8 protein-coding genes and 1 pseudogene are annotated in these 14,048 nt (G+C 40.0%); 7 read left to right on the top strand and 2 right to left on the bottom strand.

Annotated elements, in window-relative coordinates; genetic code table 11:
- Nucleotides 1-70: 70 nt before the first annotated feature.
- A complete protein-coding gene (locus NXV01_RS10375; protein WP_259022313.1) occupies nucleotides 71-895 on the bottom strand; it encodes an ROK family protein in 825 nt (274 codons plus the stop codon).
- A gap of 152 nt (nucleotides 896-1,047) precedes the next feature.
- Nucleotides 1,048-2,040: a phosphatidylinositol-specific phospholipase C gene (locus NXV01_RS10370; RefSeq protein ID WP_148364367.1), complete on the bottom strand. Its 993-nt coding sequence runs from the start codon at nucleotides 2,038-2,040 to the stop codon at nucleotides 1,048-1,050.
- Between the two features lie 960 nt (nucleotides 2,041-3,000).
- Between NXV01_RS10370 and NXV01_RS10365 the strand changes: the two are divergent.
- From NXV01_RS10365 to NXV01_RS10335, 7 genes and pseudogenes are all read left to right on the top strand, one after another.
- Nucleotides 3,001-5,189: pseudogene (locus NXV01_RS10365) on the top strand (glutamine synthetase III).
- A gap of 116 nt (nucleotides 5,190-5,305) precedes the next feature.
- Nucleotides 5,306-6,007: a Crp/Fnr family transcriptional regulator gene (locus NXV01_RS10360; RefSeq protein WP_148364365.1), complete on the top strand. Its 702-nt coding sequence runs from the start codon at nucleotides 5,306-5,308 to the stop codon at nucleotides 6,005-6,007.
- A 34-nt stretch (nucleotides 6,008-6,041) separates the two neighbouring features.
- Nucleotides 6,042-6,596, top strand: a complete 555-nt coding sequence (locus NXV01_RS10355; protein ID WP_148364364.1) for an RNA polymerase sigma-70 factor — start codon at nucleotides 6,042-6,044, stop codon at nucleotides 6,594-6,596.
- A gap of 66 nt (nucleotides 6,597-6,662) precedes the next feature.
- Nucleotides 6,663-7,823 (top strand): FecR family protein, encoded by a 1,161-nt coding sequence (locus NXV01_RS10350; protein ID WP_259022312.1) that lies wholly within the window; start codon nucleotides 6,663-6,665, stop codon nucleotides 7,821-7,823.
- Between the two features lie 29 nt (nucleotides 7,824-7,852).
- Nucleotides 7,853-11,419, top strand: coding sequence for a SusC/RagA family TonB-linked outer membrane protein (locus tag NXV01_RS10345; protein ID WP_258979645.1), 3,567 nt, complete (start codon nucleotides 7,853-7,855; stop codon nucleotides 11,417-11,419).
- Between the two features lie 18 nt (nucleotides 11,420-11,437).
- Nucleotides 11,438-12,979, top strand: a complete 1,542-nt coding sequence (locus NXV01_RS10340; RefSeq protein ID WP_195648446.1) for a RagB/SusD family nutrient uptake outer membrane protein — start codon at nucleotides 11,438-11,440, stop codon at nucleotides 12,977-12,979.
- 31 nt (nucleotides 12,980-13,010) lie between these two features.
- A complete protein-coding gene (locus NXV01_RS10335; protein WP_195648447.1) occupies nucleotides 13,011-14,021 on the top strand; it encodes a hypothetical protein in 1,011 nt (336 codons plus the stop codon).
- The last annotated feature ends 27 nt before the right edge of the window (nucleotides 14,022-14,048 follow it).

Here is a 14,048-nt window from a genome sequence, read left to right as displayed (position 1 = left end):
ATAATTATAAATCTGCCCCAAAGGTCACAAGACAGAATTATATTCGATTTACAAAAAGATTATACTTTGATTACTTTATCAGAACAGAAGCTCCCAACAAACTAGCATCTTTCTGATGGGAAACCTTCACCTCTACTCTATCCAATATAACTTTGTAAGGAAAAATCCGCATCTCATTTTCCATAGCTCCTCTAAATAAAGGAAATGCTGGTGCAATACCTCCTCCCAAAATAACAGCCTGCGGAGCATACACCAAAAGAACCGCTTTCATAAGGTTACCCAAATGAATTCCAAATTCTTTCCATATTTCCAATGCAGCCCAGTCTCCACTATTTGCCTTTTCAGCAGCCTCAGCACCAGTAGTATTGTACCGTTTAAAAAAGAAACTACTACAATATTGCTCAAAGTCGGAATCTAAATATGGCAATGTTCCTATTTCGCCTGCTCCCATAAATTCGCCGCCATAGAGACGATGATCAATGATGACCCCTGCCCCGATACCAGTTCCTATCGTCACCCCCACCATGTTGGCATAAGGTTGCCCTTCACCGAACATTTTCACCCCCAAAGTGAAACAATTAGAATCGTTGTTGATAGCAACAGGTACTCTAAACTCACTTTCCAAAGCCTCTTTCAAATGAATTTCCTTCCAGGAGGAGATGTTTGCCACATTATAAACAACCCCTTTTTCCGAATCTACAATAGAAGGGACACCTATGCCAATGCCTTCTACATGTTCGTTCATCATTCTTTCAATAAGCTGAGATAGTAAATTGAGAATCGTAGAAGCATCTTGCTGCGATGGACAAGCAACCGATATCTTATTAAGACACCTGCCATTCTCCACTTGTGCTATCCGAACATGGGTTCCACCTAAATCTATTGACAGTTTCATAGCATTACACTTTTTTATTTTTAATTATAGACAAATGTAGGAATTGGACACCCTTTATAAAGTACCAAATGCGTATAATATTCTTCACTTTGCGCATTTCTGCTAAAAGAACTTCATAATAAAGAGATTTTGTTTGCCTCGGTAGAGTAGCCTCACTTGATATTGCTTTCAATTAAATATTCCACCAGTTCTTTACCGCCTTTATCATTAATAAAATCAATAAAAACAATGCCACAGTTCCGTTTGTGTTCCTGCTCCAGATAGTCTGCTACAGGTTGATTAATTTGGTCTGCAAAGATCTTAGGTGTTCCCAAAGGTAATCCGGTTGCACTGACAAAGCTAATACCCCACTTACGTGAAGAAGCGGGCTGGTCAGACACTACATCAATATTACGAATAATTGTTGTTATTTTCTTTCCAGCATCTTTGCCTGACTCATATTGGTACTCATCTTGAAGCAACACACGACCTTCTTTCCCATCTTTATTGCAAAGAATAAGCAGACAGGTTTTATTATCTTCCCAACCTACACAAGCAGCACCCGGATAATTAATCATTGCAGAATCCCTATGTAAAAAAAGAATCTTTCCGCGACAGTCTTTCAATGTCAGTTCAGGGTGAAAATCTGTTACGAAATAATCTTGATATACAGGATTACTCAAAGAAGCAGACACTAAAGATGCATAATCCTGCAACTCTCCGCCCTCCTTTTTCAGTGAGACAATCAATGTTTCAGAAGGATACGCCTGCAAAAAAGAAATGAAGGCGGGCAAAACATCATCTTCCCAATATAGATCCTGAAAAGCATAACTATGGAAGATACCTAATTTATTATTTTTCTTTTCCAAACGAATATCGAAAGCGCGAATTCCCAACTGCAACTGGACAGGAATGGTTTCAGACTGTGTTTTCAACATATCTCCACCTTTGGTAGTGCCACTGTCATGCGTACCGGGAATGGATATTTTGCACATTAACAGTGTATCATGAAGACACTTCATCCACGTTGTTTTTTCCACACTACCATTCAACCACATACTCGTTTCGGTACATTGAGGAGCGGCCTCAGTGCATAAGCCCGGAAAAACTAATACAAATATGGTCAAAGCTAATATATAACACATTCGTGAAAATTTTCGTCCCATAATATATTGCTTAATAGGTTATAATAAGCGCAAAGTTAAAAGGTTCATTTTTCTTATCTATTCTCAATTGCGTATTTAGTTCTTCATTTTGCGTAAACATTTTCCCCAATTACAATCAATAAAAAAATGAACTAGCTGATATCGGTTCGGAAATAAACTAAACACAATCTTCCTATCAGCTTCAGAGACCTCTTTTCTGAATTTTTCGTTTCCATTTCTCATATTCTCATAGTATCCATATAAAGCGAATATAATCAAATAGATAGATTATGAGAAATGATTTCCTAAATAGGCATTTCTCATAGTTTTTCAGCAAAACACCCCCGATTTCACCTCATTTCTCATACTCGTTGGCGGTATTTCTCATAGTATATCTGGCGTGTTTCCCATCAACAGAACTGATTGCTTCTTTCTGTGTGTACTGCTTTTATTCCTACGGCAATAGCATTTTGCAAACAAATCATTGTTTGTTTATATGAAATATACTAGTTAACAATTTATTATTCAATGGATAATACCGTTTTCTCTAAGGGAGAAGTCAATCTTTGCACTCCAGTGAACGGTTCTTTGCACTCTAGTGGAAAAAAACGTTCACTGGAGTGCAAAGGTCTATTCACTAGAGTGCAACAAACTAAATGTTGGTAAGATAATACGGCTTACTATAATGTATGCATCTTGATGCCTTCAAAGGGGTACTTCACCTAATACTACACTAAGATAGACGGAGTATAGGTATGATAGATACCCATCTTTTATAGTAAAAGTATGATAGATGTTCTTCATTATATGAAATTCCGACATGGAACCCAAACGCCCTACAGTTTTCGTAAGTGCCAAATTCCTGAGGGGGCATTATCAATAAAAAATAAGTTATTTCTGAAAATACCCCCTCAAAAATAGGGGTACTTTCAGAAAAAACATATAATTTTGCGCCATCAACCGATAAAAAATAGACCATTTATGTCAAAAATGCGTTTTTTTGCTTTACAAGAGCTTTCCAACCGGAAACCTCTGGAAGTTATTGCCCCTTCCAACAAACTCTCTGATTATTATGGTAGCCACGTGTTCGACCGCAAGAAGATGCAAGAGTATCTTCCTAAAGAAGCTTACAAAGCTGTAACCGATGCTATCGAAAAAGGTACGCCTATCAGCCGTGAAATAGCAGATTTAATTGCTAACGGTATGAAAAGTTGGGCTAAGTCACTCAACGTCACTCACTACACACACTGGTTCCAACCTCTGACAGACGGAACAGCCGAGAAGCACGACGGCTTTATCGAATTTGGCGAAGATGGCGGAGTGATCGAACGCTTCTCCGGAAAACTACTGATCCAACAAGAACCGGATGCCTCTTCTTTCCCTAACGGCGGTATCCGCAACACTTTCGAAGCGCGAGGATATACGGCCTGGGATGTTTCTTCACCAGCATTCGTAGTAGATACCACTCTTTGTATCCCCACTATCTTCATTTCTTATACAGGTGAAGCGCTGGATTACAAAACTCCATTATTGAAAGCACTTGCCGCCGTAGACAAAGCAGCAACGGAAGTCTGCCAGCTATTCGACAAGAACATCACACGCGTATATACCAATTTAGGATGGGAACAGGAATATTTCCTTGTAGACTCTTCCTTATATAATGCACGCCCCGACCTCTGCCTGACAGGACGGACACTGATGGGACATTCTTCTGCCAAAGACCAACAGTTGGAAGACCATTATTTCGGTTCTATCCCTCCACGTGTCACTGCATTTATGAAAGAACTCGAAATCGAGTGTCACAAACTGGGTATTCCCGCCAAAACCCGTCATAACGAAGTAGCCCCCAACCAATTTGAGTTGGCCCCTATCTTCGAAAACTGCAATCTTGCCAACGACCACAACCAGCTCGTCATGGATTTGATGAAGCGTATCGCCAGAAAACATCATTTTAATGTACTCCTGCACGAAAAGCCATATAGCGGAGTAAACGGTTCGGGCAAGCACAACAACTGGTCGCTCTGCACAGACACCGGCATCAATCTGTTCGCTCCCGGAAAGAACCCGAAAGGAAATATGCTATTCCTCACTTTTCTGGTGAACGCCTTAATGATGGTTTATAAAAACCAAGATTTATTGCGTGCCTCCATCATGAGCGCCAGCAACAGCTACCGTTTGGGAGCCAATGAAGCTCCCCCGCCATTCTCTCTTGCTTCCTGGGTTCACAACTCTCGTCCACTCTTGACGAAATTGTCCGCCAAGTAGGAAACGAAAAAATGACGCCGGAAGAAAAAACCACGCTGAAGTTAGGCATCGGACGTATCCCCGAAATTTTACTGGATACCACCGACCGCAACCGTACTTCTCCTTTCGCATTCACCGGAAACCGATTCGAATTCCGTGCCGCAGGTTCTTCTTCCAACTGTGCCGCCTCCATGATTGTAATCAATGCGGCCATGGCAAACCAGCTGAACGAATTCCGCGCATCGGTAGAAAAACTGATGGAAGAAGGAGTAGGCAAAGATGAAGCCATCTTCCGCCTGCTGAAAGAAACAATTATCGCCTCCGAACCGATTCGTTTCGAAGGGGACGGCTATTCCGAAGAATGGAAACAAGAAGCCGCACGCCGCGGACTGACGAATATCTGCCATGTTCCGGAAGCCCTGATGCATTATGTAGATAATCAATCGAAAGCAGTACTCATCGGTGAACGTATTTTCAACGAAACCGAATTGAACAGCCGCTTGGAAGTGGAATTGGAGAAATACACCATGAAGGTGCAGATCGAAGGCCGTGTATTAGGCGACCTCGCCATCAACCATATCGTACCTACTGCCGTTGCCTATCAGAACCGTTTGCTCGAAAATCTTCGGGGACTGAAAGAAATATTCCCGGCTGAAGAATACGAAGTATTGAGTGCCGACCGTAAAGAATTAATTCGTGAGATTTCACACCGGGTCACTTCTATCAAAGTACTCGTGCGCGATATGACCGAAGCAAGAAAAGTAGCCAACCACATGGAAAACTACAAAGAAAGGGCATTTGCATACGAAGAAAAAGTACGCCCGTATCTTGACCAAATCCGCGACCACATCGACCACCTGGAGATGGAAGTAGACGACGAAATATGGCCGTTGCCTAAATACAGGGAACTACTATTTACTAAATAAAACGTCCACAAGATTGCACGAAAGCTCCCACTTTTGTGCAATCTTTTTATAGATTCGTTCATTTTCTCATTTTTTCTTTTTACTTTTGTGCTGTATAACACAGTTTTGTAGCACTCATGGTAAAAATGAATATGTCAGACATCGATATTTCGGAACCGTTATCCGATATGTTAGCTCCTCTAAACAATGAGCAAAAGGAGTTTCTGATGAACAATTATACGATACAAACCTACAAAAAGAATGAAACCATCTACTGTGAAGGAGAGACACCGTCTCATCTGATGTGTCTCATCAGTGGTAAAGTGAAAATCTTCAAAGATGGTGTAGGGGGGAGAAGTCAGATTATCCGCATGATTAAACCACGCGAATACTTTGCATATCGTGCTTATTTTGCCAAACAAGATTTTGTAACCGCAGCAGCAGCTTTCGAACCCTCTGTTATTTGCCTGATTCCTATGAGTGCCATCACTACTCTGATTGCCCAAAATAATGATTTGGCCATGTTCTTCATCCGCCAACTCTCCATTGACTTGGGTATCTCCGACGAACGTACCGTTAATCTGACACAAAAGCATATTCGCGGACGCTTGGCCGAATCACTCATTTTCTTGAAAGAAAGCTATGGTCTTGAAGAAGACGGTTCCACTTTGAGCATTTATCTTTCACGTGAAGATCTGGCAAATCTTTCCAATATGACTACTTCGAACGCTATCCGTACCTTGTCGCAATTCGCTACGGAAAGACTAATTACTATCGACGGAAGAAAGATTAAAATTATCGAAGAAGAAAAGCTGAAGAAAATAAGTAAGATTGGGTAAGAGAGTTTCTGCACCAATCGCTCCACCCTAAATAGTGAACATACATATAGAAAATATAATTGCAGACATAAAACGTGGTAACAAACAGGCTTTCAAAAAGCTATTTGATGACTACTATCCTATTCTTTGTGTTTTTTCATCCCACTATATCGATGACAAAGAGGTTTGCAAAGACATCGTACAAGATGCATTGTTGGTTTATTGGGAGCGAAAAGAAGATTTTGATGACATTCTGAAAGTTAAGAGCTTCCTCTATACCGTCACCCGAAATAAATGCCTGAATCATCTCAAACATGAACAATTGGATATTCCAGATTTTCCGGAACAAGAAAAGTTTGACAGCGGTTTTGAAGCTGCAATTATCGAACAAGAAACTTTCCGCATAGTTCGCAAAGCGGTAGAAGAATTGCCTACCCAAATGCGAAATATCATCTTATATTCCATGAAAGGGTTAAAAAACCATGAGATTGCTGACAAATTGCAAATTTCAGAGGGTACTGTCCATACGTTAAAGAAATTCGCCTATCGCAAACTTCGCGAAAGCCTCAAAGGCATAAACTACGCCTTATTACTATTTTTATGCAAATAAAGTAACTTTTTGATTACCCCGTTTTTTCGATTGGATTGTTTTATATACAAACAAATCCTAAAAACGATGAATTCATTCAAAGAAAACTTTAGAATTGCAAAATTCCTTGCTTCCCTATTCACTCATTCGGCTATCCCGGAGGAAGAAAAAGCCTACCGTGAATGGATTAATGAAAATCCGGAGCATCAAAAGCTAGCCAAACGAATATTGAATGAGGAAACGTATGAAAAAAACACTCAGTTAATCAAAAGTTTCTCTTCACAAAAAGCATGGGACAGAATCTACCCGCGATTGGGAGGAGAAAAAGCATCCGGTTTTCTTTCATGGAGAAAGAGCCTGAAATATGCAGCTCTTATTTTGCTTCTGATAATACCGGCTTCCTACCTTATATATAATTGGGTAGCCGGAGAACCAATCGGCGAAATCACTCCAGGAACCCATGGCGGAGAACTGACTTTAAGTAATGGCAACACCTTCAATCTTTTCGATAATGCCCTCCCGGAAGGTGCAGCTGAAATATTCATCATTGATTCTAAAGGGATCAATTATCAAACTCCTGCCAACAAGCCCAAAGTGAAAGAGATCAAGAATACGCTCCGTACACTGCATGGTATGGAATGTCACATTGTCCTTTCGGATGGAACAAAAGTACATCTGAATGCAGAATCTCAACTGACTTATCCGATTTGTTTCAACAATAAGGAACGTATCGTACAAGTTGAAGGTGAAGCCTATTTTGATGTTGCTCCGGACAAAGCACATCCATTCATCGTGCAAACACCGCATACTTCAATCCGGGTGACAGGAACCTCTTTCAATGTAAGGGCCTACGCAGATGAAGGAGTGGAAAGTACAACATTAGTGAGTGGGGCCGTAAAGATAAACAATGAAAATGAAGACTATGAATTGCTTCCAAACCAACACTTCCTTTATGACAAAAATAGCCAGAAAGGTATCGTCTCCAATGTAAATGCTGAATTATATACTTCCCGGGAGTCTGGATCATTCATCTTTATAAACATTCCTCTTGAAAATGTCATGTCATATCTATCCAAATGGTACGGATTCAAATACACTTTTGAAGACGACGCAGCCAAGCAGGTAAAAATCGGAGCTTATCTCAACCGCTATGCAAACATGAACCCTATTATCGACATGATAATGGAACTGAATATGGTAGACATCAAACAAAGGGAAGGGGTACTGCACATTGCTTATAAACAATAACTATTAATACATATTATAACTAACGCATTATGAAAAAACGAGCACAGTCCTTATCAAAGGGAGTATCTTGTGTAAGCAGACATTTCATTAAATCCTGTCTTTTATGCATATTCTCCCTTTCTTCACTTATGATTCAAGCACAAGACAATCAGCGAATCTCCGTTGATTTGAGAGGCGAAAGCCTGGAATCCACGCTTTGGTATTTGCAAAACCGCACAAAGTTCATCTTTATGTATGCAACAGAAGATATCGCTAACATAACCGATATCAGCGTAAGGGCAAAAAACAAAACGATCACCGAGATTCTGGATGAATGCTTGGAGGGCACCAACCTGACTTACGAAGTGTCAGGCAATGCCATCGTTATCAAGAAAAGAAAAACGAACAAAATCACTATCAGCGGATGGATACGTGACGCTAGTGGTGAAGCCCTTCCCGGGGCCACGGTTACCGTACGGGGTTCAAAGCACGGAGCCATCGCCGGGCTGGACGGAAACTACACTTTTAACATTCCGGCACAGGAAGGACTGATATTGACTTACTCATTCATTGGAATGGAGAAAAAAACCGTAAGATATACAGGAAAGAAAACGATTAATGTCACTTTAAACAGTTCCAGCACGGAAATCGACGAAGTAGTTGTGACCGGTTACCAGAATATTCAGCGCCGTGACTTGGTAGGTTCCATTACTACAGTAAAAGCAAAAGATATTATAATGCCTTCGTATACCACTATCGACCAAATGCTGCAAGGACGTGTAGCAGGTATGATTGTCACTAATACAAGTAGCCGTGTAGGTACTGCCCCGAAAATTCAAATCCGCGGTACAAGTACCTTACTGGGTAATCAAGATCCACTTTGGGTAGTTGACGGCATTATTCAGGAAGACCCACTGGAGCTGAATGCATCTTCTTTAATGACAGAGGACTTAAAAAACATCATCGGTAATCAGATTTCCTGGTTGAATCCTGCTGATATCGAAAGCATCAGTATTCTGAAAGATGCTTCCGCAACCGCTATCTACGGTTCGAAAGCATCTAATGGTGTTATTGAAATCACAACCAAAAAGAATACGACTGACCGCCTAAGCGTCAATTACACATCTAATTTTGTAATAGGTACGCGTCCTAACTACGGACAGTTCAACTACATGAACTCCAAAGAAAGAGTACAGTTTTCACAAGAAGCTTTTAACTGGGGAACTCCTTATGGCGCAGAACCAATCAAACAAATATATACTTATGAAGGATTATTGAATATGTATCTGTCGCATGATATATCTTCTGAAGATTTTTTGGCACAACGCAATGTTTTGGAAACACAAAACACGGATTGGTTCAAACTGCTAACCCGCCGCTCTTTCAGTCATAACCATAATATAAGTGTTTCCGGTGGAACAAATAAATACAGTTATGCAGCTTCTATGGGATATTCCAATAGTGAAGGACAGGAAATTGGAAACGACAGTGAACGTATGACCGGACGCGTTGCCATCACTATACGCCCGGTACAAAAACTGACGATTAATGCAACGATTAACGGTAGCGTAACGACGAATAATGGCTTTGCCGGGGGAGTCAACCCTATGGGGTATGCTACTACTACCAATCGCTCAATAGATCCCGATGCCTACTATCAAAAGAACGCCACATATACATACAATAGCGGAGTAAAATCATTATCATACAATTTCGTAAATGAACGGAACAATAGTGGGTCAAAATCCAAATCAAGCTTTATGTCAGCTTCATTGGACTTGAAATGGAATATTCTGGACTGGTTGACTTACCAATTCACCGGAGGATATTCTGATAATAACAGTACGAACGAAGCCTGGGAAACCGAACAAACGTTCTATATTGCTGAAACATATCGCGGCTATGATTTCAACTCTGTCTCACCAAACAGTAAAGAGTTTGGAGCAGCCTTACTCCCATTTGGAGGTGAATTATTCACAAACAACGCACAGCAGTACTCTTACAACATTCAGAATAAACTGCAATTCAGTAAAGCCTTCAATAACGAGAACCGAATTAATGCCTTAGTAGGTATGGAATTACGTTCTTCCACCAATAAAGGTGTCAGCAATACTGTATGGGGATATGCCCCGGATAGAGGAGAAGTAATAACATTGCCAACCACTCCACAAGCTTTTACACCTATTACAGGTTCTAAAGACGAAGGATGGGGGCTTTTAAAAAGGATATATGACGGTGGATGGAGAAAAGTCAATACTACAGACAATTACCTTTCCGTATTCGCCACATTGGCATATTCACTCAAAAACCGATATGTCGTTAATGCAAACATACGTAATGATGCCTCCAACCGTTTCGGTCAGGATGCTAATCACCGTATTGATCCTACCTATTCATTCGGTTTCTCCTGGAGAGCTTCAGAAGAGGACTTCATGAAGAAATATGTAAAATGGATAACAACCTTAAATTTCCGCGGCACCTATGGTATTCAAGGAAATGCAGTAACGCGGATTAGTCCGGATTTGATTTTAAATCAAGGAAAAGTAGCTAATCTATACAACAGATATCAGTCTACCATCTCCCAAATCCCAAATCCGAATCTATCATGGGAACGTACCAAATCATGGAATTTCGGTGTAGACCTGGAGTTATTCAGTATGTTTTATATGAATCTGGAATATTATACACGACGTTCCAATGCGATTGTTGAGTTGGAATTACCTTATGAATATGGAATAACATCCATGAAACGCAACGGTGGTATTATCCACAACAGAGGTATCGAATATACATTAACTTTCACCCCGATACAAAAACGAGACTACGCATTAAGTGTCAGCCTGAATGCTTCCAAGAACTGGAATGAAGGAGGACATACAGACATTGATGTCAATGCAGCTTCTTTTTTAAGCGGGCGTTCAGATATTGTACTAAAAGAAGGATATCCGCTCAGCAGTTTCTGGTCATACTCTTTTGCCGGATTAGACGGGAAAACCGGTGAAGCTTTATTCAATCTTTTGGATATTCCGGAAGAAGAACGTAGCAGACAAATCGATCCGACTACTTATCTGGTATATTCTGGTCAGAAAGAGCCTTATTTCACCGGTGGATTGAGCTTAAGTTTCCGCTATAAATCATTGACTTTAAACACAAGTTTTTCACTTCTACTTGGTAACAAGAAACGTCTGCCATCGCCATATGAACAGTTCGCAAGTTCGTATTATATGCCAGATCCGTATACAAATATAAACCGTGATTTACTGAACCGTTGGAAAGAACCGGGAGACGAAGCACATACAATTATTCCTTCTTTACCCAGAGCAGGTATGGCCTATGTGGAATTGCCCAATAATGAGAATGTTTATAGAATTCCATTATGGGAACAATCTGATGCTATGGTGGTCAGCGGCTCTTTCTTACGCTGTCGCAACATCGGTTTATCCTGGCAAATGAAACGCGAGTGGTGCGAAAAGATATATATGAAAAATCTATCACTCAACTTTAACATGGATAACATCTTCGTTATCGCCAGCAAACGTTTCAACGGTTTCGACCCGGAAGTTAGTAACAGTGTACTTCCACGGAATTATTCATTAGGTATTAACATTGGTTTCTAAAAAATAAAAAGATAAACAATGAAAAGAATTATATATATACTAACAGGAATAGCCTTACTATCGCTATCCTCTTGCTCAGATTTTCTAGAGCCTAAATCTCAAAGTGAGTATGTTCCTAAAGATGCAAATGCTTTGCAGGAAATGCTGATAGGCTCCGCTTATCCCAAACAAGACAAAGGTAATAGCCTGCTAGCCTTTCTTAGTTTCTTCGACGATGATATTCAGTTTCATAAAACCGATTATGAATTTAGTATTAACTCTCTAAAAGAAGTAGAGGCCAAGCAAGCTGTTTATACATGGCAACCGGATATGTTTTTCATTATGGAAAGAAATGGTTACAATATTCAAAATGTCTGGGAGGGATACTATAACTATATTTTAGGTGCCAATGCCGCTCTCGATTATATCGGTGACGTAAGTGGTACGGAAGCTGAAAAAAATTATGTAATAGCTCAATCTCTCGGATTAAGAGCTTTCTATTATTTTATGTTGGTTAATCATTTTGGAGCACCATACAACTATAACAAACAAGCTTTAGGAGTTCCGCTCAAACTAGACAGCAATCTGCTCCCTGAAGACCAACTGTTAATGACACGAAACACCGTTGAGGAAGTATACAACCAAATTGTGGACGATCTGAATGAAGCTGAACGTTTATTCCTTACTTTGAGCAAAGATAAACAATATGAGCCCAATTATCTGGTCAACCTTCCAATGATACAATTACTGAAATCCCGTGTTTTTCTTTATATGGAAAACTGGAAAGATGCAGCTATATACGCCAATAAAGTAATAAATGACTGGTCTTTCTCTTTAATAGACTTAAACGCCCTCCCTTCTCCAACAGTGGCAGAGCCTTATTATAATTTTACATCTTTAAAATCATCTGAAGTTATTTGGTTATACGGAAGCGTTTCAGACCTTACCGTGTTCAATGATCAGTCGGTAGAGTATGAGGAAGAAGGTTACTTCGGTAATACCACCTACTACAGAGAAGCTTTTATCGCTTCTGATAACCTGATTGAAAGCTTTGAAGATGGAGATTTAAGAAAAGAAAAGTATATAGCGAAAGAGTACAATAAAGATGATTACGTTTTCTATGAAGACTCTTACACAACTTTTGGCAAGTACAAACTTTCGGCTACAGGTGAGCCTAGTGGATCGGAAAACTTTGCTTTATCCTTCAGACTAGGCGAAGCCTATTTAAATCTAGCAGAAGCAGCTGCTCATAATAATGACGAAGGTACAGCACTCTCTGCTTTAAAAACCTTACTGGCTAAACGTTATGCCCCCGACAAATTTGTTGAACCTACCGGATTAACCGGCGATGCGCTCAAAACTTTCATCAAAAGTGAAAGAAGAAAAGAACTTTGTTTTGAAGGGCAACGATGGTTTGACCTCCGACGCTACGGAATGCCACAAATTATTCATAGATGGGGAGAACAGGTATATACATTAAAACAGAATGACCCTTCCTATACTATGCCTATACCAGACGCTGTCTTGATTAAAAATAAGAAACTGGAACAGAATCCTTTAGCTCCAAAACGGGAAAGTTAATAGTATATATCTGATGAATTAAACAAAGGAAATGAATATGAGAAATATATATATTTTATGGGGATTACTTGCTTGTATGGCATTCACCTCATGTTATGAAGAAGATACACTGACTCCTACAGAAGGAGGCGTTGAATTACGCTTCAAAGTACCTCAAGGAAATAATAGCTGGGACGATGACATTGCTCAAATATACGAAGACTATAATGTATATCTGATTTATAAAGATTTGCAAAAGGAAGATTTTAACCGGAGCTGGACAGGTACAACATATGGTAGTGGCTACGAAGGCCAAGGCTGTGTAAATGATGAAATGACCAATTACTATGTCGAATTTATGAAAAAGCAAATCTTTGCATACTTGAATCCGCCGATCACTTCTAAAGTTCTGCCTATGTATTGGTATTTGGGATACAATGTCCATAGTAAAAGCGTATTAGAAATTGGAGGCGTGATCCTAGCGAGTTGGATTGTGCCCATACACGAGAATCGCGATGGGTTGGATTATTGGTGCACTTGTATGTTCGGAGAAGATAATCCCGGAGATCCTTATTTAATACCTACAGACAGGGCAGTGCTTGACAGACGCCGGAAAATGATATTGGGTCCCATATTGGAAAAAGCTGTAAAAGCCGGAAACATTGTTATACCTGAAGAATTTGAGGCAGGATTCGACCATGTCACCAATCTGGTAAGAGGTTTGGGAATGGAAGATGACCCAAACTATTATCTTACCAGAGGATATCCGGGAAGTGTCAACACATATGTATTCAATAGTATCAGCACACCGGACAATAACTCTTATCCTCCAACCAATGAAGAGACTTTTATAGGATATATGCATCTTTCCATGTTCTATAACCAAGCTCAATTAGCAGAGGAATATCCGGCTGATAAATATCCTTTTCTTGCCGAAAAGTTCGCTTTCGTACAAAAATATTTGAAAGATAAATATCAGATTGATCTGGAAGCAATAGCCAACGGACCGGAAAATTGGGATTTACCTTTACCTCCAATACCGGAAACGCCCGATGAAGAATAACAACTCTGACAATTAACTATAAACTTA

This window comes from Bacteroides sp. BFG-606 (assembly GCF_024788145.1).
Lineage (GTDB): Bacteria > Bacteroidota > Bacteroidia > Bacteroidales > Bacteroidaceae > Bacteroides > Bacteroides vicugnae.
The sequence above is the reverse complement of the archived record's forward strand: the minus strand, read 5'-3'. Positions and strand labels throughout refer to the sequence as shown.